The 22,711-nt window shown below is 38.3% G+C and carries 18 protein-coding genes and 2 tRNA genes; 9 read left to right on the top strand and 11 right to left on the bottom strand.

Annotation, left to right across the window (positions count from 1 at the left end; genetic code table 11):
* The first annotated feature begins 105 nt into the window (after positions 1-105).
* From OQ289_RS05665 to OQ289_RS05655, 3 genes are all read left to right on the top strand, one after another.
* Complete coding sequence (locus tag OQ289_RS05665) at positions 106-663, top strand: OmpH family outer membrane protein (RefSeq protein WP_270089780.1); 558 nt, start codon at positions 106-108, stop codon at positions 661-663.
* 142 nt (positions 664-805) lie between these two features.
* Positions 806-2,101 carry a (Fe-S)-binding protein gene (locus OQ289_RS05660; RefSeq protein ID WP_270089779.1) on the top strand — a complete coding sequence of 432 codons (1,296 nt, stop codon included), beginning with the start codon at positions 806-808 and terminating at the stop codon, positions 2,099-2,101.
* Between the two features lie 17 nt (positions 2,102-2,118).
* The gene (locus OQ289_RS05655) at positions 2,119-2,913 is read left to right on the top strand and encodes a (Fe-S)-binding protein (RefSeq protein ID WP_270089778.1); all 795 of its coding nucleotides are present in this window, start codon (positions 2,119-2,121) and stop codon (positions 2,911-2,913) included.
* Between the two features lie 45 nt (positions 2,914-2,958).
* Here the strand turns inward: OQ289_RS05655 and OQ289_RS05650 are convergent.
* The 6 genes from OQ289_RS05650 to OQ289_RS05625 form a co-directional block, all read right to left on the bottom strand.
* Positions 2,959-3,042 (bottom strand) — tRNA-Leu (locus OQ289_RS05650).
* A 63-nt stretch (positions 3,043-3,105) separates the two neighbouring features.
* Complete coding sequence (locus OQ289_RS05645; RefSeq protein ID WP_270089777.1) at positions 3,106-3,996, bottom strand: Ppx/GppA phosphatase family protein; 891 nt, start codon at positions 3,994-3,996, stop codon at positions 3,106-3,108.
* Positions 3,993-6,041 carry a polyphosphate kinase 1 gene (gene ppk1, locus OQ289_RS05640; protein WP_270089776.1) on the bottom strand — a complete coding sequence of 683 codons (2,049 nt, stop codon included), beginning with the start codon at positions 6,039-6,041 and terminating at the stop codon, positions 3,993-3,995. The genes OQ289_RS05645 and ppk1 overlap by 4 nt, the downstream gene beginning before the upstream one ends.
* Before the next feature lie 240 nt (positions 6,042-6,281).
* Entirely contained in the window at positions 6,282-7,304 is a 1,023-nt protein-coding gene (locus tag OQ289_RS05635; protein ID WP_270089775.1) for a Gfo/Idh/MocA family protein, read from the bottom strand.
* 17 nt (positions 7,305-7,321) lie between these two features.
* On the bottom strand, positions 7,322-7,894 hold the full coding sequence (locus tag OQ289_RS05630; RefSeq protein ID WP_270089774.1) for a hypothetical protein: 573 nt from the start codon (positions 7,892-7,894) through the stop codon (positions 7,322-7,324).
* Positions 7,895-8,108: 214 nt separating this feature from the next.
* Positions 8,109-10,685: a phosphoenolpyruvate carboxylase gene (locus OQ289_RS05625; RefSeq protein ID WP_270089773.1), complete on the bottom strand. Its 2,577-nt coding sequence runs from the start codon at positions 10,683-10,685 to the stop codon at positions 8,109-8,111.
* A gap of 198 nt (positions 10,686-10,883) precedes the next feature.
* Here OQ289_RS05625 and OQ289_RS05620 point away from each other — a divergent pair, with 198 nt between their 5' ends.
* From OQ289_RS05620 to OQ289_RS05610, 3 genes are all read left to right on the top strand, one after another.
* Positions 10,884-11,297 (top strand): organic hydroperoxide resistance protein, encoded by a 414-nt coding sequence (locus OQ289_RS05620; RefSeq protein ID WP_270089772.1) that lies wholly within the window; start codon positions 10,884-10,886, stop codon positions 11,295-11,297.
* A gap of 158 nt (positions 11,298-11,455) precedes the next feature.
* Positions 11,456-13,654 (top strand): FUSC family protein, encoded by a 2,199-nt coding sequence (locus OQ289_RS05615; RefSeq protein WP_270089771.1) that lies wholly within the window; start codon positions 11,456-11,458, stop codon positions 13,652-13,654.
* Positions 13,635-14,627 carry a YpdA family putative bacillithiol disulfide reductase gene (locus tag OQ289_RS05610; RefSeq protein ID WP_270089770.1) on the top strand — a complete coding sequence of 331 codons (993 nt, stop codon included), beginning with the start codon at positions 13,635-13,637 and terminating at the stop codon, positions 14,625-14,627. The genes OQ289_RS05615 and OQ289_RS05610 overlap by 20 nt, the downstream gene beginning before the upstream one ends.
* Here OQ289_RS05610 and OQ289_RS05605 read toward each other — a convergent pair.
* Positions 14,616-15,221, bottom strand: coding sequence for a TetR/AcrR family transcriptional regulator (locus OQ289_RS05605; RefSeq protein WP_270089769.1), 606 nt, complete (start codon positions 15,219-15,221; stop codon positions 14,616-14,618). The genes OQ289_RS05610 and OQ289_RS05605 overlap by 12 nt on opposite strands.
* Before the next feature lie 108 nt (positions 15,222-15,329).
* Between OQ289_RS05605 and murB the strand changes: the two genes are divergently transcribed.
* The 3 genes from murB to OQ289_RS05590 all read left to right on the top strand — a co-directional run bounded on the left by murB (position 15,330) and on the right by OQ289_RS05590 (position 17,436).
* Complete coding sequence (gene murB / locus OQ289_RS05600) at positions 15,330-16,346, top strand: UDP-N-acetylmuramate dehydrogenase (RefSeq protein WP_270089768.1); 1,017 nt, start codon at positions 15,330-15,332, stop codon at positions 16,344-16,346.
* Between the two features lie 299 nt (positions 16,347-16,645).
* Complete coding sequence (locus tag OQ289_RS05595; protein ID WP_033565285.1) at positions 16,646-17,149, top strand: sigma-70 family RNA polymerase sigma factor; 504 nt, start codon at positions 16,646-16,648, stop codon at positions 17,147-17,149.
* A gap of 38 nt (positions 17,150-17,187) precedes the next feature.
* Complete coding sequence (locus tag OQ289_RS05590) at positions 17,188-17,436, top strand: cytochrome b5 domain-containing protein (RefSeq protein ID WP_270089767.1); 249 nt, start codon at positions 17,188-17,190, stop codon at positions 17,434-17,436.
* Between the two features lie 14 nt (positions 17,437-17,450).
* Here the strand turns inward: OQ289_RS05590 and OQ289_RS05585 are convergent, their stop codons facing one another.
* From OQ289_RS05585 to OQ289_RS05570, 4 genes are all read right to left on the bottom strand, one after another.
* Positions 17,451-18,371, bottom strand: a complete 921-nt coding sequence (locus OQ289_RS05585; protein ID WP_270089766.1) for a PfkB family carbohydrate kinase — start codon at positions 18,369-18,371, stop codon at positions 17,451-17,453.
* Between the two features lie 62 nt (positions 18,372-18,433).
* Positions 18,434-18,507, bottom strand: a tRNA-Asn gene (locus OQ289_RS05580).
* A gap of 594 nt (positions 18,508-19,101) precedes the next feature.
* Positions 19,102-21,030, bottom strand: a complete 1,929-nt coding sequence (locus OQ289_RS05575) for a hypothetical protein (RefSeq protein ID WP_270089765.1) — start codon at positions 21,028-21,030, stop codon at positions 19,102-19,104.
* A 13-nt stretch (positions 21,031-21,043) separates the two neighbouring features.
* Entirely contained in the window at positions 21,044-22,708 is a 1,665-nt protein-coding gene (locus OQ289_RS05570) for a DUF4209 domain-containing protein (protein ID WP_270089764.1), read from the bottom strand.
* Positions 22,709-22,711 lie beyond the last annotated feature (3 nt).

The following is a 22,711-nucleotide window of genomic DNA, read 5'->3' as shown; positions in this document are numbered from 1 at the left end:
TATCATTGCGACAGGTAGTAACAAGACAACAAAAATTTATTTAAACAAAATAAACATCGTCTGCTTCTTTAATCAAGAGCAGGACAAAAGATTAACATGAAAAGAATGAAAAATTTAGTAAAAAGTGCGGCATTAGTAGCAGGTTTGTTTATCTCCACTCAATTGGTAAATGCACAACAAAAAATCGGACATATCAATTTTGGTGATATAATCTCAGGTACGACAGAGTTTAAAACGGCACAAGATCAGCTAAAGACATTGCAAGATGCCAAAACAAAAGAATTACAGGATATGTATGCCGAGTACCAAAAGCAACAGACTGCGGCGAATGATAAAGCACGTAACCGTAGCGAAGCGAATAAAGAGACTGTGGATGCGGAATTAAATACATTGGCAACTCAACTACGTGAGCTTGAAGGTCGCATCCAAGATATTCAACGCGTAGCACAAGAAGACATTGGTAAGAAACAAGAAGAATTGTACCAACCTATCGAGCGCAAAGTAATGACAGCCGTAAATGATGTTGCTAAAGCAAAAGGATATGCATATGTATTTGACATTTCAAGCACTAACATCCCTTATTTTGCTGGTGGCGATGATTTAACTACTGATGTTAAAACGAAATTAGGAATTCCCGCGACAGCAGCACCTGCAGCTAAATAGTTGGATTTAAAAATATAAAAAAAGGGGGGATAACGATGTTATCCCCCCTTTTTTTATATTTTTAACCGTTCTAAATTGATTATTATGCATGCATAGTATTTATTTTATTATATATTTGTGTATAACCTGATGTAGAATTGTTATGATCAGTCAACTCATTTTTGCAATACTGCTTATTGTTGCCCTTATTTTCTTTATCAAGAATGCGAAGAAAATCGTACGAAATATTAAATTAGGCCGAACAGTAGATCGTTTTGGTAATCGTAGCGCGCGCATCAAAACGATGCTTTTGGTAGCTTTTGGTCAACAAAAAATGTTCAAAAAGCCCATTCCTGCGCTACTTCATTTTTTTGTCTATGCCGGCTTCTGTATCATCAACATCGAAATGATTGAAATTGTTATCGATGGTCTATTCGGTACCCATCGTGTGCTCTCTTTCGTGGGTGAGTTTTACAATTTTATTATCTACGCTTTTGAAATCTTAGCTTTTGCAGTACTGTTGTCATGTGTGATTTTTCTCCTCCGTAGAAGCATATTGAATATCAAACGCTTTCAAAACAAAGAGCTCAACAATTGGCCGAAAACAGATGCTATTCTGATTCTGGTTACGGAAATTCTTCTCATGTCGGCATTTCTAGCGATGAATGCCGCTGACTACAAATTACAAACGCTTGGAGCACCCCACTATCATCAGACAGGCGCATTTCCTATCAGCTCCTTACTCATCAACGTATTGCCAGACAACATCACGGGGTTGATTATAATGGAAAGAGGAGCATGGTGGTTTCATATTGTGGGGGTATTGTTGTTTTTAAACTATCTTCCCATATCCAAACACCTACATATCATATTGGCTTTTCCTAATACCTATTTTTCCAAATTGGAACCGAAAGGGAAATTTGAGAATATGCCAACTGTCACCAATGAAGTCAAAGCTATGCTAGACCCAACCTTTACACCTCCCCAAACGGATGCTACAGCCAGATTTGGAGTAAAGGATATACATGACCTCACGTGGAAGAATCTGCTGGATGCCTATACCTGTACCGAGTGTGGACGGTGTACCGCAGCATGTCCAGCCAATATCACCGGAAAATTGCTATCTCCAAGAAAAATCATGATGGATACACGCGACCGATTGGAAGAGGTTGGCAAAAACATCGATCAAAATGGAAGCTTTAAAGATGACAGCCGCGCTTTAATAGACACATACATCTCCAGGGAAGAGATATGGGCTTGCACGAGCTGTAATGCTTGTGTAGAGCAATGTCCCGTCAATATCAATCCGTTGGAAATCATTATGGGATTAAGGCAGTATGCTGTCATGGAAGAATCCCAAGCCCCAGCAAGTGTCAACGCCATGCTAGGCAATTTGGAAAACAACGGTGCGCCTTGGAAATATTCCCAAGCGGATCGGGCAAATTGGACGAATCAATAATGTTAGCTTAAAAAATTATGGAAAATCAATTTCATATACCCACTGTTGCTGAGCTGGTGAATAAGGGCGAATCCCCAGAAATTCTATTCTGGGTAGGTTGTGCTGGAAGTTTTGATGAGCGAGCTCAACGCATTACCCGCGATATATGTAAGATCTTGCGTCATGTCGGACTCAAATACGCTATTTTAGGAACTGAGGAAAGTTGTACTGGTGACCCAGCTAAGCGAGCTGGCAATGAGTTTCTTTTTCAGATGCAGGCCATGATGAATATCCAGATTTTAGATGGTTATGAAATCAAAAAGATAGTAACGGCATGTCCGCACTGCTTCAATACCATTAAAAATGAATATCCACAACTAGGAGGGCATTATGAAGTCATACACCATACTCAATTGATTCAGTCGCTTATTGATGAAGGTAAGCTCAAACCAAGTGACGGTCATGAATTCAAGGGGAAAAAGATCACCTATCATGATCCTTGTTATCTGGGTAGGGCCAACGAGGTATACGAGGCCCCTAGAAAGGCCCTAGAAGTATTGGATGCTCAACTGGTAGAACTAAAGAGATGTCGCAGCAACGGTCTGTGTTGCGGGGCTGGTGGAGCACAAATGTTCAAAGAACCTGAACCTGGGAACAAAGACATCAATATCGAACGGATTGAAGATGTCATCGAATCCGAAGCGCAAATTGTGGCGGCTGCCTGTCCATTTTGCATGACTATGCTACGGGACGGTGTTAAGATAAAAGATAAAGAATCGGATATACAGGTACTCGACATCGCAGAGATAACGGCAAAGGCCAACAAACTATAAAAAAGTAGAGCGGTAAGGAAATCCTTACCGCTCTACTTTTTTTTGTGCCCAGGAGCAGATTCGAACTGCCACACCCATACAGGCGCCACCCCCTCAAGATGGTGCGTCTACCAATTTCGCCACCTGGGCTTGAGGACTATTGAGATGCAAAAATAGTGCTTTTTTCTAAACCTGCAACTTAAATATCATCTTTTACACAGATTTTTTATCTCGAAGATTTCTGCCAATTAAAGTTTGGATGATTCCATCAACCAAACCTACCCTTGGTGCTACGATGGTTTTGAGATGTCCAATTTTCATAATTGTGAGAAATATCTCAGCAGCGGGAATGATAACGTCTGCACGGTCCTGCTTAAGACCCAATACATTTATTCTATCCTTCAGCGAATGGGAAGCTAGATGTGTGTAAATAGCCTTTAGTTTAGCATAAGACATAGGCTTATCTACCTTATCATTTGCCAGACGGGACAATTTATTGATGTTACCCCCCGTTCCTATTCCGTATACTTGCTTATACATTTTGGTATTATTTTTCACCCATTCCTTCATATCTTCCCATGTCTCTGGCTTATCTTGATTATCCAAAATACGAATAGTACCTAAGTTGAATGATTGGGAAGCAACTAATTTGGCATTTGCAAACAACGAGAGCTCAGTACTACCACCTCCTACGTCAATGTACAAATACACCTTGTCTCTATCCAAATCTTGCTCCAAGTGACTGTTATATATAATCTCTGCCTCAAGAGCTCCGTCAATAATTTGAATATCGATACCAACTTTACTACATGCGCTTACTACATCTTGGCCATTGGAAGCATCACGCATCGCTGAGGTGGCACAAGCCATGTAATCCGTAACACGATAGACGTCCATCAAATTTTTAAAAGCAGTCATGGTGCTAACCATATCCTTAAACTTGACATCCGAAATATGCTTCTGAATAAAAGCGTCGTCGCCTAATCTTAGGGGTACGCGTAATAAAGTATTTTTAGTAAAATCAATTTTCTCTTTACTCTGGTCTATATCTGCTATCAGTAAACGTACTGCATTCGACCCGATGTCTATGGCTGCGTATCTCACAAAATTTCTAATTTATCTTTTAAATATTCGTAGGTATCTGTCTGCGCTCTGTTCGATTGCCCAACTGGACTCCTTTTGTATCTATTTTTCTGTTGCGCATCTATAATCCTAGCTTTAGTATTGTCTTTCAACTGAATCTGCATGAGATTATAAATCTCAGTTCTGAGGTTGGAATCTACAATCGGGAAAGCGATTTCCACTCTCCTATTTAGGTTTCGTGTCATCAAATCGGCCGAGGAGAGATAGATTTCATTGTGATCGCCGTAGTCAAATAGCCATACCCGGGCATGTTCCAAGTACCGATCGACAATACTCATCACATAGATATGCTCACTAAAACCCACCTTACCGGGTATCAAGCAGCACATTCCCCTAACAATCAAATGTATGCGGACTCCGGCATTATTGGCGATATATAATTTTTGAATGATATCTTCATCCGTCAAGCTATTCATCTTGAGAACCATCGATACGCGTATCCCCCGTTGGCTTAATTGAATTAGCTTGTCTATTTTTTCATAGAAAACACCCCGCATTGACAAAGGGGCGGTAATCAACGTGTTATAGTTGTCATAATATACACTCTTTTTTAATCCTGCGAATAAACGCTTAAGATCTCTTGTGATGTTTTTATTGGCAGTAAATAGTCCTATATCACAATATATGCGTGCAGTTTTTTCGTTAAAGTTTCCCGTAGATAAATAGGTATAAGCTGCTCTTCTCTTTCCTTCCCTACGATATACCAGACAGGACTTAGCATGTAGCTTGATATTGACATTCCCTAAATAGACATTCACCCCAGCTTCTTCAAGCTTTGTGTACCAATACAAATTTGCTTTTTCATCAAATCGAGCTTTGACTTCCAAGAATGCATTTACTTTCTTTCCGTTTTTGGCAGCAATAACGAGTGCGTTAATAATATTCGAATTGTTTGCAACTCGGTATAACGTAATGTTGATTTCTTCAACTGAGGGGTCAATAGCAGACTCTCGGATGAAATGCAATACATAATCGTAAGTCTGGTATGGTAAGTGGATAAGATAGTCTCTTTTCTTAATAGGCTTGAAAAGGCTTTTATTGATATCTAGCCCAGCAATTGCCAAAGGAAGGACCGGTTCATAAGCTAAATCCAATCGATTGCCGATTGGGAAATCAATGAAATCACTAAAAATCATATATCGATTCATCGGAATGAATCCATCGTCATCCACTTCTAAATGAGCGTCTAGATAGCTCAACAGTGACGGAGGCATATTAGCATCATATTCCAAACGAATCACCTTACCTTTCTTTCTATCGACAAGACTCTTCTTCAGTACTTCCAGAAATTTGTCGCTTCGATCGACATCTAAGTCAAGTTCAGAATCCCGAGTTATCTGAAACCGATAGGCAGAAATATCATCAAACTCCACGGCTGTATATACGTTTTCCAGAAACATCAGAATAATATCGTCCAACAGGATAATCTCATGCTGCCCTTCATTATTAGGGACTCGATGGAACCGACTGACCGTGTTTTTAGGAATGTCGATGATGGATAAGCGTTCTTTGCCTTTATGCGTAAGCTTGACCATAAACTGCAGGGTGCGCCCATTGACATTTGGAAAGAATGCATCACTAACCCATATTGGTATAAGGTGCTTCAGAATTTCATCCTGAAAATAGGTATGCAAATATGTACGTTGATCATCGGTCAAATCATCGGCTTCCAAAATATTAATATTCTCTTCTTCTAGATGTTTGGTCAGCACCTGATCAAAGAGATAGTCGAATTTTTTATCTAATTTCAAGACACTCTGCTGGATTTGCTTCAGTATCTTCTTAGGTTTGAAGCCTATCTTTTTGTTCTTAAGTTCATTTTCCACCATACGATGGAGAATTGCAACACGAACACTATAAAACTCGGATAAATTAGAGGAATATATGGCAAGAAACTTAATACGTTCCAGCAAAGGGACAGTTTCGTCGGCTGCTTCTTGAAGCACGCGTTCGTTAAACTGCAGCCAACTTAGCTCGCGATTAAGGACAGGAAATTGATCAGCCACTACTAACAAGATATATTCACTAATTTAATATATTAAAAATCAATATTAAAGATTTGATGTGAATTAAATGTAAATAAATGGTTAATCAATCCTTAATTCATATAGAATTTGATTTTTATCCGTCAGATAGAATAATACCATCATATCATTCGTAGTGGTCCATGATAAATAGTACTCATGCTACTTCGGGATTATCCGTATTTGGACACCCCGAGTTTATGTAGATATTTCATTTACTTATTAACGAGAGGGTTCTAAAATCTCCAATTGCCACAAAATCTGATCTTCAGACACAAAATAGGGTTGATTATGGCGTATCGCAGCAAAAACAGCATCAAATAGATGCATATAGTCACCCTTGGATGCTGCAATGGCCTCGCTGACAAGAAGCCCATCTTCTTGGACTTCAGTAAGAATGCCCTCTTGACCTTCTGCCTCTCTACCATAATCATCCGTGAGAGGTGTCATCCCATTCAACAACTGCTGCTCTTGAATATCGGTTCTATTTTTTACAAATGACCCTTTTGTGCCATGCAAGACAAAGCTCTTTTGGGGATTGGCAGCCAACAGGCTTACAGTAATGAATACACTTAGTCCGCGCGGGTAACTCAGTACAATGCTGGCATAATCATCCACTTGGGTGTGGGTACGATTTTTAGTCAATATTTTGGTAACCGACTTTGGTCTACCAAAAATTGAAATGGTTTGGTCCAACAAATGTGAACCTAGGTCATATAAAATGCCACTCGCAGGGCGCTTGGTTTCCTTAAATATCTTGACTCCAATTTCCGGCTTGAAACGATCGAAACGAAGATGGAGTTCTACGGGCTTCCCTACCCTACCGGTCTGGAGAATTTCAACCAATGATTGGAAGTCTGAATCAAATCTACGATTGTGATAAGGTAATACCAATCGGTTCATCTTACGTCCCAGATCAAACAATCCTTTGGCTTGCTCAGCAGTGGGAGCAAATGGTTTCTCAATCAATACATGCTTACCAGCTTGTAAAGCCATCGTAGCAAACTCTACATGAGTGTCATTTGGCGTGTTGACAATAACTAACTCGATTTCATCATCATCCAATAGTTCTTGAATACTGGAATAACTGACAACTTCTGGATATTGAAGATGTATTTGCTTGCTTGTACGCTCCACAACTGCCTTCAATTGAAAGCCTTCATTTCCCACTATAAACGGCGCATGGAATACCCTTCCGGACATTCCATACGACATTAAACCTGTAATAATCTGTTTTACAGCCATTCAGTAGATTTTATTGATTAATGATGTGCGTGCTCATCATTTTTGACACCAGACAAAGTATATACTTCTTCCAAAGCCTTTTCATTGTCTTTCGCTAATTTTTGCAAAATCACGTTTGTATTTCTAGATACACGTCCAAACTGTTCTTTAATCAAAGTCTGCTCGTGTTGCACATGTGCTAAAAAGGCAGCATCCGAATAGGTTGTAGCAACAGTTGACACGGCACTATCAGCAGTAGGGCCTTGTTGTCCAGGGACGGCAAACGCCTCTGCACCTCTAATTGGAAAGTCTACATGAACCGCTGTAGCAGCACTGTCCAATTGCGGAATCAAAGCACTGTATACTTCTTTTATCTTGACGGCTAAAGCTTTAACCTTTGCATCGGATGAAACAGAAGCGGCATAGTCTGCATAAGCTAACTCATAGGGTACCTTTTGACCTACAGTCTGAAAAAAATGATAACCATCTCCATCAACCAGTGAAGTGTGCGTGTACTTGAGCTGATTCTGTTCAGCTGTTTTATTATTACAAGAAGCAAATAAAAAGCTTCCACCGATAACTGCAGCTGCAAGTAAAGTATTAAGTTTCATATACATATATAATTTATTCTTCAATTGTCATACGAAATATCTAAACTACATCCATCACTTTTGTGCAGATTAGGCTAAATAGATATTTCATACCTATATAATTTATTTGTGATATGCCAATCGTGTCGCATCGCTACGTTTTCGCTGGATACCTCGTTTTCTTCTAATTACGGACAAAAATATAAATAATATACTAATTTCCCTACTCTTCTTGCTACGCTAAATTACGTCCTGCATTTACAACTCCGTATATGGTCCTTGCAATTAGCTTCGAGTAGACATCATACTGCGGATCCTCTAAACTTAGATTTTTTTGTTTACGAATCGCATAGTGCTGAATAGTGAGCAATGGCAAAATTATTTTCTCGCGCGCCAGGATAGACTCTCGCTCCACTGGATAATTTTCCATCAATTTCTTCGTATTACTAAGCTTAAGTACATATTTTTTGGTGAGCTGAAATTCATCATGGAGCATCTTCCAAAAAGTACCATACTTTTCATCATACTGCATGTAAGATGTAATGTCAAAATTTGACTTAGTCATCGACATCATACAGTTGTCAATAATCGTATTAAACATACCTGAATGCTCATACAGATTTCGAACGTATGACCATAGATTGTTTTCCTCTGCAAATTGCAATGCCGAACCTACGCCATAAAACCCAGGAATATTTTGTTTCAATTGACTCCAAGAGGTCACAAAGCTAATCGCTCTCAAATCCTCCAACCGTAGTTCCTTATCTGTATTTCGTTTGACAGGACGACTACTGATATTTATAGTAGATAAAGCCTTTAATGGACTCAGATTCTCTAAATAATTTAAGAACAATGGGTCTTTACGTAATGACATGAATTTTTCATAACTGACTTCGGCCATCTGGTCGATGACATCTTTCTGCTTTGCCGTTAGTGTGTCGCCATCATTTTGGTTGATTTCCGAAATAATCCCAGCATGAAGCAATTGTTCAATATTATACTTTGCAGCATCTATTGATCCGTACTGGCTACTGATGGTCTGTCCTTGAATAGTCAATTGAATATGCTTATTCTCGATATCACGCCCCATAGAAGCATAGAAACGTTGGGTCTTGCCCCCGCCCCTAGCTGGAGGTCCACCCCGCCCATCAAAGAATACCAAATCAACATCGTACTCGCGTGCGATTGCGGTCAATTCCATCTTGGCTTTGTAGATAGACCAATTGGCCATTAAATAGCCTCCGTCTTTTGTGCTGTCCGAAAACCCTAACATGATGGTCTGCTTATTCCCCCTTGACTTCAAATGCTTCACATAATCCCGATGTGTGTAAAGACTTTTCATCACGTCAGCAGCGCGTACCAAATCATCCACGGTTTCAAATAAAGGCACAAAATCAATGGTCAACGATTCTTTCTGCCAACCTGACCATAAGAACAATTGCATCAAACCTAGAATATCTGAGGCTTGCTGACAATTACTGATAATAAACCGTTGTGCAGCTCTCTCGCTACCTGACTGTTGAACACTCTTAAGCAAGGGTATCACTTCCAAAGTATCTTTAACCAGTGCAGGAGCATCTTCACCAACTACTAGGTTTAATTCAGAAAACGGAAATTTCTTTAGCTTCTCTTTTTCATCCAAACTTTCAAAGTCTGTAGGTTGATTAGTCAGCTCCTGATTGGAATCAATCAGGTATGTCAGGGTATCACGCAAGACACGACTGTCCTGACGGATATCCAAGGTCGTGAAATAACATCCAAATGTGATCACTTTCCGAATAAGATCTTCCACAACGTCTATAAAGAGACTATTATGGTTTTCAATCAATACGCGCTCAATAGATTTTAAATTTGACAATATTCGCGCAGTCTCGTCCTTTGGATTTTCAATGGGATTGAAGCTATTATTATAAAATAATTCTTGGAGTTCATCCATATATTGTTCAACCCCTCTGAAAGTAATCCTTCGTCTGATAATACGAAAATCACGATAATAACATCTAAAAAGGATAGTCCGTAACATGGTTGCCACCTTTTTTGTACTTTCTACTGTCACGTTAGGATTCCCGTCACGGTCGCCTCCTGGCCAGAATCCAAGCTCAATAAGCTGCTTGACATCTTCGGTAGGCACTTCTAATTCATTGTCTATCGTGTGTTGGATTTCAGAAGCAACTTTATAGAAAACATTTTCTAAAAACCAAGCTAGACTAGCTGCCTCATCGACTGGTGTTGGGCGTTCCTTATTAATAAAGGGCGTCTTTCCGAGTTGCTGGAGCAAAAGATGGATATTATTGATATCGTTCTCTTTTATGGCCTCTATCAAATCATTGATAATGGAAAGAACGGCACCAGGATAAAACTGTGTTGGGTGGGCCGTCAATACCAAACGAACCGAAAAATCCTTTAACTTATCGACAATTTGCTTTCGGAGCTTATTATTCGTTTGTGTCTGGCGGAAGAGTGGCTCCAAAGAACCTGTCTCATCGGAGTGACCAATAGACTGAAATGACGAATCTTCAACGGCATCGAATAACACCACTTGTCTTTCTACATATTGGACGATACGGAAAAGTAAATCCATACGATCTTCTTCCTGAACATACTGCTCATATTGCCCGAAGAAGCTATCAATAATCTCTTCTGGAGAGAGGTGTTCCTCTACTCCTTTTTCACAGTGCGTAGTGAAGAATGGTAGTAACGTACCCGTATGCTTGACCCGCTGGAAAGGCAAGGTTAGAAATAAACTTTTGAAAAGTTCAAAACGGGTCAACACCTCGTTTTGAAAGGCGGCTTCTTTTTGACTTAATTTCATGCTTTTGAATTAACACGAGGCTGGGTGTTTTGTTTGTTTTATATAAGTTGATTCAGCCTCAGAAAACCAAATATACATTTTTTATATCAAAACATTAATTATAATACCAACTTTCAACACAAACAGTGCAAATTTTAAAAAATCATCAACAACAATCTTTAGAATTTGTTGTTATTATATATACCAAACTACGTAATAATGGACAAAATACTATATACTGCAGAAGTAACAGCAATTGGAGGTCGTGACGGCGCCATTAAATCTTCAGATGGCATCCTAGATTTCGAAGTACACAAGCCCGAGGCTATGGGAGGAAAGGGTGGTGCAACTAACCCCGAACAGTTATTTGCCGCAGCTTGGAGCTCTTGTTTTTTGGGAGCTATGGGAGCCGTTGGAAAAAAAGATAACATAATACTCCAAGATGCTACCGTGACGGCGAAAGTCTCCTTCAATGAAGAAGACAACTCCTTCTTTATATCGGCAGCCCTCGAGATACACGTCCCCTCTCTATCCAAAGAGGAAGCACAAGCCCTTGCAAATAAGGCCCACAAAGTATGTCCATACTCTAAGGCAACTCGAGGAAACGTAAACGTTACTGTTACAGCAGTATAACAACAAGCGCAAAGGTTACGAAGGTGCTGTACAGGTTTCGGTGTCTTCGACTACCTGTATCTTGTCTCCACATACGTCGTATATAATTTAGAGAAGGTTTTATTAACAAGGTCAATCGCTTATCCTAAATCTATCTGTATCTTTGCATGGTATAGATTATGAAGAAAATTATACAGGAAATCAAACATTTCCTTAACGGTCAATATTTTGCAGATGGTCTACGGATTACAATAGGCTGTATTGTGCCTATTGTGGTATGTGCCATTTTGGGAGTGTTTCAAACTGGCACTCTTATTTCTTTGGGGGCATTACTGATTGGATTGTCCGATACACCAGGAGCTCCAGCCCATCGCCGCTATGGAATGTTTGCTTGCTTAGGAATAACTGTATTTACCTATATTGTCGTCTACCTCGCGGGTGGCTCTATATTATTCACTGCTATAGCTATTGCATCCCTCTGCTTTTTAAACTCGATGCTCGCAGTCTTCAATTCCCGAGCGGCCAATATTGGGTTAATGGGCATACTGATGCTCCTTATTCATATAGATGCAACAGAGTCATTTCAACAATTTGCTACAAACCTCTTTTACTTTATCCTCGGTGCGGCTTGGTATATCATCATAAGCCTATCCTTTACACAAGTACGTCCGTATCGATTAGCCCAACAAGAACTTGCCGAAACAATCCGTAAGGTCGCGGAATATCTTAGAATTAAGGCCAATTTTTATGACATAAAAATTGACAATGATGCCAACTATCTAAAACTCATCGACCAGCAAATTCAAGTCCATGAGCACCAAGAAAATGTAAGAGATCATCTCTTTCAGAGTAAGCGTTCAATCAAGGACACTACAAAGACAGGACGATACCTAACGTTGATATTTTCCGACATCGTAGATTTATTTGAACAAAGCATGGCGACTCATTACGATTACGATGCCGTCAGCGAAAAATTTGGCCATACCGGCATCTTGAACCGTTTCAAATTCACGATATTAAAAGTAACCAATGAACTAGACCACTTGGCTTATCAGCTTAATGCCAATAAAATTCCGAAACCGCTCTACAATTTCAACAATGACATCGATAGCTTAGTCCAATCCATTGATAAGATTGAAAAGGAATACCAGTATAATACTATCGCTCTAAAAAAGGTGGTGATCAACCTTCGGAATATTGTAGCCCAGCTGGATAGGATATACAATTTGAGTCTCTTATCTGCCAAAGACATCAAGAAAGAAGATGTTGACAATGCCGAAAAATTTGTCAATAAGGTCAACTTAGATTGGAGCCAATTTGAAGAAAATTTAAATCTGAAGTCTACGATATTCAGACATGCCATACGAATGTCCATTGTCATGACATTCGGCTACCTTTTGACTAAATTACTAGGTTTTGGTCAATTCAACAGCTATTGGGTCATGTTGACAATAATGGTGATCCTAAAACCGGGTTTTGGTCTTACTAAGGAGCGAAACTTACAACGTTTGATCGGGACCATTGTAGGTGGAATTATCGGAACAATTATCCTGGTTACCATACAGGACGAAACCACCCGATTTATATTGTTGGTATTTTTCTTTCTTACGGCCTATAGCCTATTTAGGATTAACTATATCGTCGCCGTAATGTTTATGACCCCTTATGTATTGATTCTCTTAAGCTTTAATGGAATGAATACATTGGAAATGGCTCAAAGTCGAATTATTGATACTTTTTTAGGAGGGATGCTGGCCTTCGTCTCGAGCTACGTCATTCTGCCAAATTGGGAAAGCACACAGGTCAAGGGAAATATGCGAAAATTGCTTATGGCCAATTATAATTACATCGCACAAATCATCAAAATCATTTCGGGAGAAAAACCGACCGTCACGGAATTCAAACTGGCTAGAAAAGATGTATACATCGCTACTGCCAATATGGGCTCCACTTTTCAACGAATGCTTACCGAGCCTAAATGGAAACAAAAAAATACAAAGGAGCTGAATAGATTTGTCATCTTCAACCATATACTGTCCTCGTACTCGGCCACACTGACCAGAAGAGTGTGGGAAGCTAACTCTTCGGAATTGAACAATGAACATCTCCGACTGGTAAAGAAAACGCTAAACAGCCTTGAACAACTAATCGCAGCTTTAGAGGATGAGCACGAACAACATCCATTTTTTGCAATTAAATACACATTACCTAAGGAAACAAATGACAACAATGAGTCCGAAGAGTCAAAATTAATTACAGAGCAATTACAGTTTTTGAATAAAATTTCCTCAGATTTACAAAAATCGGTCATGCAAATCATCGATGTCGAAAAACAATCCAAATTGGAAGCGCTAGAGAATGAAGCAAAAAATAGTTGAACTCGATATTCTTATTATCGGTGGAGGGCCGATAGGCTTGGCATGCGGGATCGAAGCAGATAAAGCCGGACTTTCTTATATTATTATTGAAAAGGGCTGCTTGGTCAATTCTCTGTACCACTACCCCACCAATATGACGTTCTTCTCTTCATCGGAGCGATTAGAGATTGGCGACACCCCGTTTGTCACTACAAATTCTAAACCCCGACGCAGCGAAGCGTTAGAGTACTATCGCCGCATTCAACAGAAATTTGAATTGCGGATAAAGCTGTTTGAAGAGGTTACTGACGTAATTCCGGAACTAAATGGCAGCAGCTATCGAGTCCAGACTAGCAAAGGGGAATATATTGCCACTAACGTAATAGTTGCTACGGGATTCTATGACCATCCCATATTATTGAATATTCCAGGCGAAGACCTGAGTAAAGTGCGACACTATTATAACGACCCACATTACTACGCAGGTCAAAATGTGATCGTAGTGGGAGCTAGCAACTCTTCAATAGATGCCGCGCTAGAAACATATAGAAAAGGTGCGAAGGTAACCTTGGTCGTCCGCGGAAGTGAGATAAGTCCTCGAGTAAAATATTGGGTCAAGCCTGATATTGAAAATCGTATTCTTTCCAAAGAAATAGATGTTTTATACAACAGCTGCCTCTGCAGAGTAAATAATGATAGTGTAGAAATATCCACACCTGATGGCGTACAAACTATTCAAAACGACTTCGTACTGGCATTGACGGGCTACAAACCTAACTTTGACTTTCTAAGCCGTATTGGAATATCTATTCCAAATGAATCCCCGAGGACTCCCTTACACGATTTAGAAACCATGGAAACCAATATGAACGGAATATATCTAGCTGGAGTCGTTTGCGGCGGATTAAATACCCATCTATGGTTTATCGAGAACTCAAGAGTTCACGCCACCCAAATTGTAGCACATATCCTGTCAAAAAAACTAACTTCTTAACCCATTCAAGAAAATCTTAACCATTTTCTTTTGAAGATCCAAAATAAAGTCAAACTCCTCTTTGGTTGGGAAAATCATACATTTCATATCTTTCATAATACCGATACGCATACCGAATAGTGAATACAATAACAGCTTAGAAGTGCCGTCCAAATCATCCACTATCAATTGACCTTTGTTCACGCCGATCTGCAATACTCGACCTATCAGATGCGCTTCTTTCTCAAAACACTCCTTGATTACCTTTTCGACTTCAGTTGGCATCTCTTTCACAAGTGTAGTGGATTGCTCAAACAAACTGTAATACCGATTTATTAGTTCGATCCGTTTATTGAGAGCAAACATCATAGCCTTCTCATAATCATCACAACTATCTATATAGACACCAATCTCATTGATCATTTCGTCCATCACATACTCAAAGACGGCCGAATAAAGGCTATTTTTATCCGGAAAATAATAATATAAAAGCGCTTTGGAAAAGGACAAATCCTTCGCAATCTCCGCCATCGTTGTCTTAGACATCCCAAAGTGAGCAAACCTTCTTGTTGCCGCCTCTAAGATTTTTATTCTCTTCAAATCTGCGTTTGCCATTTCTTATTTTTAATTCTTCTTAAATAAAAGCTTTATACTATATTTACCACCTTATATCACTGATAAAGTTAGTGATTTTTTTGAACATTTGAAAACTTTAGTCAAAAAATGGAGAGCCTGATACAGGAGAATGTCTCACTAAAACCCTTCAACACATTTGGAATTGCTGTACAAGCAAAGCAATTTGTAGAAATAACAAAAAGAGAACACCTTTCTCAACTCTTCAATGAAGGCCTTTTTAAGCAAGATTTTCTAGTATTAGGTGGCGGAAGCAATATATTATTCACACAAGACTACACTGGATTACTAATCAAGATTAACTTGAAAGGCATCGGGTATACTATCCAACAAAATCATTCTTTTGTAACAGCCCAAGGTGGGGAAGTATGGAATGACCTGGTATGGTATTGCATTGATCATCAATTCCCAGGGCTTGAAAACATGGCGCTCATTCCCGGCACCGTGGGTGCCTCTCCAGTTCAAAATATTGGAGCCTATGGCACCGAATTGATGCATGTCTTTTATAGTTGCCTAGCCTTTGATACAACCTCTGGTCAATTTGTTACTTTTTACAAGGACGATTGTAATTTCTCGTATCGCGAAAGTATCTTTAAATCTAAATATAAAAATCGATATATCATTATAGAAGTCACGTATAAGCTCGATTTAAGCGCAACCATTAACACCAGCTATGGAGCTATTGAAAAAGAGTTGTCGAACCGCCAAATTCAGCACCCAACTATAAAGGATATCGCAGAGGTAGTGTCCTATATTCGAGTCGAAAAACTTCCTGATCCTAGCACAGTGGGAAATGCAGGCAGTTTCTTTAAAAATCCGATTGTTCCAAAATCCACCTTGCAACGGTTATTAATTGATTTTCCGGAAATTGTTCATTATAAGATAGATGAGAAGAGTTATAAACTTGCCGCCGGATGGCTTATTGAGCAGTGTGGCTGGAAAGGGAAAAAGCAGGGCGGAGCAGGAGTGTGGCATAATCAAGCACTGGTCCTGATTAACGCCAATCAAGCCACCGGTCAAGAGATTTTTGAACTATCGTCCACAATTTTGAACGATGTGTATAGTAAATTTGAAATACAGCTCGAACGAGAAGTGAATATTTTTTAGTCAGTAACATTAAATTTCAATTAATTTTGAGTTAATTAACACCCCAAATTACAAATCCAATATAGTCCAAAAGGGGGATAATTCACCCTCCAAGCACCTTTTTCTATTATTAATCAACAGTAGAATTCCAACTACCTCCTCCAATATCTCAAATTCCAGCAGATTTTAGCATAGTATTTGCATCATTAGACTTGAAACCGTAGCTCTAGTTTAATTGAGCATATATAAATAGAGTATCTTATTATCATAGTGTTAACTCATTTGTGCATAAAAGTGCATAGATTTAAAACCAATCAAGTATGACTAATATCGAATTTAACTCAATGGTTATCCAGCATGCGAATTCTCTCAAGCTCTACGCAAAAAACTTTACCAGAGATCAAGATGACGCCAACGATTTAGTACAAGACACGTTGCTAAAGGCTGTCACTTATTTTGGAAATTTTAAAGAAGGCACCAATCTCAAAGGCTGGCTTTACACAATCATGAAAAATACGTTTATCAACAATTATAGACGTATTGTCAAAACCAACTCCTTCATCACTAAAGAGGAGGAAATAACCAGTGCGAACCTGTTTGTTTCGGCCACGAAAAATGAAGGTGAAAACAAATTTATCATGGAAGATATCAATAAAGCGTTGACGAATCTGGCAGACGAATACTATATCCCCTTCAGCATGTACTTTGAAGGATATAAGTATCATGAAATATCAGATCACCTCAATATACCTATAGGCACTGTCAAAACAAGAATTCACGTTGCACGTAAAGCAATGAAGAAAACATTGGTGGCTTACAAATAACAGCATCCGAAAGAAGCTCAATTTGTTATTTTTGCACAATGATTGACGACAAAAACAACTATCCTTCGTATTCGAGATTTAAACTAGCATTACGCAATGGGCAGGATAGGCCGGAAATATGGGTTGCTTACAAAGGTATAATCTACGATGTGTCTTGCAGTAGGCTCTGGCGAGATGGTAAACACTATGAACATTGGGCTGGTCAAGATTTAACAGATGAACTCAAAGATGCCCCTCACTCCTGTCAAGTATTTGAACGATTCCCAATAATTGGACTTTTGATATGATTGAGATAAGCGGACTATTCGCTTATCTCAAACTTAGATAGTGCTATAAACTGTCCAATCCTAAGCCTAATCTGATCTTGGGTCAGACACTGCAAACTCTCCGTCCCAAAACGCTCTACACAAAATGAGGCTAATGCCGAACCGTAGATAATCGCATTTTTCATATTGTTGAAGTTGACGGTATTGACTTTAGCCAAATAGCCTATGAAGCCTCCTGCAAAAGAGTCTCCCGCGCCCGTTGGATCAAAGACTTCAGCTAAAGGCAATGCTGGTGCATAGAAGACTTGATCATCACCAAACAATAATGCTCCATGCTCTCCCTTTTTGATAATCAAGTATTTTGGCCCCATAGTCAAGATAATCTGAGCAGCCTTCACTAATGAATATTCTCCAGAGAGTTGACGAGCTTCCTCGTCATTAATAGTTAACACATCAACCTTTTTCAAGACGGCCTTTAAGTCGTCCATAGCCACATCCATCCAAAAGTTCATGGTGTCTAGAACAACCAATTTGGGCTTTGTTTTCAACCGCGAAAGTGTCGCCATCTGAACTTGAGGGGTCAAATTACCTAGCAACAAATACTCACAATCTTGATAATTGTCAGGCACAACAGGATCAAAATCAGCCAAGACATTCAGTTCTGTGACCAAAGTATCCCGCGTGTTCATATCATTATGGTAACGTCCTGACCAAAAGAATGATTTGCCTCCTTCAATAATCTGCACGCCTTCTGTATCGATACCTTTACTTTTTAGCAAATTTAGATTGTCATCACCAAAGTCCTCACCAATGACCGAAATCAACTTTACATCACTGTAAAGATAGGAAGCCGCCATTCCAGCAAAGGTAGCAGCGCCACCAACGATTTTCTCGGTTTTGCCAAAGGGTGTCTCTATCGCATCATACGCAATCGTACCAATAATTACTAGACTCATAATTGTTGTTTAATTTTCAAAACAAAAAAAAACCGGCCAATTAATAGCCGGTTTCAACATTGCTCCTGAAGCTGGGCTCGAACCAGCGACCCTCTGATTAACAGTCAGATGCTCTAACCTGCTGAGCTACTGAGGAGTATAATCATTTGTATCTAATTTTCCCTATTTAACTAACTATTATCAAGGGATTTAGAAACCAACGTTCTTGATTTACTGTTGCAAATTTACCAATATTTTTCAATTACACAAAAGTGTTTGTACCCTATTTGTACCAAAAAAATTATATAACTTGAAAACCAATCTACTAAATCTGTCTTGATTGACCTCTCCCCAAAAAATTGTATACTCCACTCTCCTACCGAATTTCGTTTATTTCAAAATTTAGGACGTAAAATCGACCCTTATAATGATTACAAATCTTCTTTGACCAAATAAAATGTGTTAAAAAAGAGGAGAAGATTATGAGTCTGATGGTCATATATCTTGGAAATGGTTAAAAAATGCCATTTCTGCTTTACAGAGGCAATATATGAACAATTTTTAAAATCGCAAAATTTTGCGCTGTTACGTATTTGTTACGGTTTTTCTATGTTGTCATACTAAATAACCATCCAGTCGTTTAACTTTCATTTCTTAGGCAGGTAGGAATATTAACAAAAGTTGTATGGGTAATGACACAGTCCGTATAAATGCTGGATTTAAAGTCAACTCACTTATCCATCTTCGATTTTCAATAATCAGATAACGCTTCATATATTTCAATATCATCTTTTAGTTTTAGAAGAATTAAGACTACAATTCGAAGAAAATATCGATAGTCTGTTTGCTGGTCGTTTAGTTTTCTTTTATTGGAACCATGTAGATACTTATTTCTCAGATCGTGACCATTTGCAAACTCTTTTTTGTTCAGATAGTAATTAATGTAGCTTACTTCTTCACTTGTAAACAATGAAGAACTATAGTTTAGCAGCTTATTTTCGACCATTTCATCAACCTTTGTTCTAACCCTATTCGGATATCGCCAGTAACTCAGGGCTTCGTTTTTTCGAAGTCTTCCAGAAATAAATATCTGAATTGGATCTACCAGCCCAATAACTCCATTTTCATCTAACCGAACCATTTCTTGTTTCTCCAAAAATGAAATATAATCCTGCTGATAATCTTCCAGATCCGATTTGATTATTTTTTCAGTTGTTATTTTTTGAAATAAATTACTCGGACGATTTTGCTTTTGTCTATCTGACAAAATGCTATCGGGGTTAAAAAACTGATATTGTAAACTTAAAATTGTTTTGTGAACAGGCATAACATATTTCTGCTTTACCAAACTTGGGATTTCACTATAAAAAATCGGGCTTGAATCAATCTGCAATAGGTCGTGATCAATCCCCTCCTCATTAACCAAGCTTTTATACTGTTTAAGCAAATATTCCAATTCAGGAGCAAGAAGCCTTATTTTGTCCGAAGGACCTAGATTAGCATCTGGCATTTCAAACACTACATTATTCAATTTAGCCCGCTCACGAAAAAATTGCTGAACAAAATTATCAATGAACTCCTCGATGTTGCGACCTTTTTTCTTCAGATATGCACTGAAAATTTCGAGTTGAATAAAAGATAACATGTCTTTCTTGCAAAAAACTTGACCCGTATGATATTCATTTTTGGAACGCATCAAGATTTTTTCCAAGGTGTCTAACTCAACATCTTTGCTGAATAAGTCAATTAAACCTTCTTCATTCGTATAGAGGAAAACGTCGCTAAAAACAGCAAAAAGTTGAACATCATCCTCCATCGTATCAAAAAAAGCTCCTCCATAACAGGCTTTTGTCTCTGACTGATTATGATTATAGATGACTGGTTCTTTCTGAACCATATCTAGAGTAGCTTCGACAGAGATTTTGAAAGAATTCTCCTCAGTTAAGTATTCATCTTTAATCGATTCTGAAAGTTGCTTGGCTTTAAGCAACAATTTGGGAGGCAACTTTAGATGTTTTGAGTTCTGTATTAGGTCAACATAATTAAGGTTTGGATTTTCCAATGCCAAATAGTTCCTGATGATGCTATGTATATCTGTCGATGAAAGGCTTTTTGGAAAAAAATACTCACATTGCCTTCGGCTATGCTTTTCTTCAAAATGTGAAAGCAAGATTTCAGCACTCTCGGAATGACCTAACAAAAACGTTCTTATTTCATTATTAAAATAAAGAACAAGCTGTTTATTGGTTAATACATTTCTAATATGATTAGGGGAATTATTAAGAAGAACTAAAAACGAATCTCTGTCAATACGTTTATAAGTTTCAAAAAGAGAGATTAGGTACCAAAATGATCTTCTGTAGCTGAACTCTATGGATTGGATCAATACATTTAGTGTTTTAACGTCCAAGTTCACAAAAGCATCTCGAATTTCATCAAATACACGAGTAATTATTGCTGTGTAGGTTGCACGTTCATCAGCAGTCCACTTTGTCAAGAAGATATTATTATCGAAATACAGTTTAATTTGGTAAAGTTCTAAGAGATCATTAATACCCGAATTAGATAAATTTTGAAGATTGTTTAATATTTTCTCTGCCTTATTAAGCATATTTGCCCAAGAAAGATCCTCCTTTGAGAAAAAAACAACTCGATCAATATTATTTTTTGCAACTTTCATTCTAATTTTGCTATTAATTACTATTGAATTCGGCAATTAAATAACTTTCTATGTCGAGTGCTAATTTTAAGCCTATCCACCATGTATAAAATCCCGGATGCCTAAAAAAATTACCACTATTATACATACCGTGAGAAACTAAGTTTCTGATATTATCACCAAACGACTCAATCAATAGACCTTCTAGATCAAATATAAGATCATCATGTAAAATACCCTGCAAGTTATTGAAACAGGTAGATAGTCCATTTTCTGTTTGAATATCCTCCGTTACTTTACGAGTTATCTTACCATGTTTTTTTAGTATACATCTTAGGGCATTCTCTATCTGTGGTAATAGTAAATGTACAGCGACGGCGAAATTTCCGCAAAAGCCATGATAAAGACCATGGGCGTACATATCTTTTCTGTCATCTGGAACGAAGTTACTATCAGAGATTAGCCAGTAAACTTCTAGTTCTGATATCGCAAACCGATCGGAAAACTTTTCAAAAGAAGGTCTAAGGATTTTTTTACATACAATTTCGCGCATCAATGCAGCATCTTTATAGATCAATTTATTATTGTCAGCACTTATATCAGTCGTATTGCCGTCGGCATCCGTCATTGACGATCCCATGTGCTGTAAATGGAAATATTCATTCTTCTTGATTTCTAAATCCGAGATAAACTTAGCTTTAGATGGTATATCCAAATCGATCAACCAGTAAATTCCTTGTATAAAGCTTTCAAAATCGGGCATATCAAAATCTATTTGTCCAATCTGAACAGGTGGAAGCGTTCCAAGTAATTTTTGTTGAGCCGCCGCTTTTTGTAAAATAACGGTCAACTTTTGTCGATAACCTTCCGTCTCTTCATTCTTTATCCCTAGACTTTGGAATACCTTCAAGCCTTTTTTATAACCATCTGCCACCATATACTGCAAGGCATTTGTTTTATTGTCCCAATCGTCGACGTCCATAATATGCGACCGAGCTACTTCTGTCCCGTAAATAATAGACTGATCAGGTAAAAGTAAGGCTAAGACATGATTGCACTGCCTATAATTTTCAAATCTACCATCATTGAGAAATTGCTTGACCGCAACTTTGATTTTATCGATCAATGAAACGTATTGATCTGGCTCAGATGTTACAGGAATCATCTCCTCTATTAGCTTTGTAGCAGAATAGCAGTCCTTTTCTATGTCCGCCATTAATACTTCATTTCTAATTGCTTGAAAGTAAAATTTAGCGATTTCCTTCCTCCCTTTACCTAAGCTAACCAGTATCCTAAGTATTCTGATGTAACAGTCCCTTTTTTCACTGAGAGTGCTAAAGGTTTCACAAATCGTCCAATAAGTTTGCATTGCAAGTTTAGCATGCTGGAATTTATTTCGCTTATTAACTTGTAGAATGTCTAAAAAAAAAGCTCTAATATAATTATTGTTTATTCGTGGGGAGATATCTTCCAAAACGGTTAGTGTCGCTTGCCCTGGTTTATGTTCATTGATATCTTTTGTTTTGCTATCTGGACTGAGTAATGCCAGCCTTAGAACAGTATCAAGGTAGATAACCACTTCTAACTCCAGTTTTGGCAAATTTTTATTTTCTAAAAATGAGGCTGCATTAGCTAATATGCGTCCTAGTGTATCATCAGCAGCAAAATATCTATTTATAATGTCTTCCGCACCAATCATTTT

Origin of the sequence: Sphingobacterium sp. SYP-B4668, assembly GCF_027627455.1 — a bacterium.
Taxonomy (GTDB): Bacteria; Bacteroidota; Bacteroidia; order Sphingobacteriales; family Sphingobacteriaceae; genus Sphingobacterium.
The sequence above is the reverse complement of the archived record's forward strand: the minus strand, read 5'-3'. Positions and strand labels throughout refer to the sequence as shown.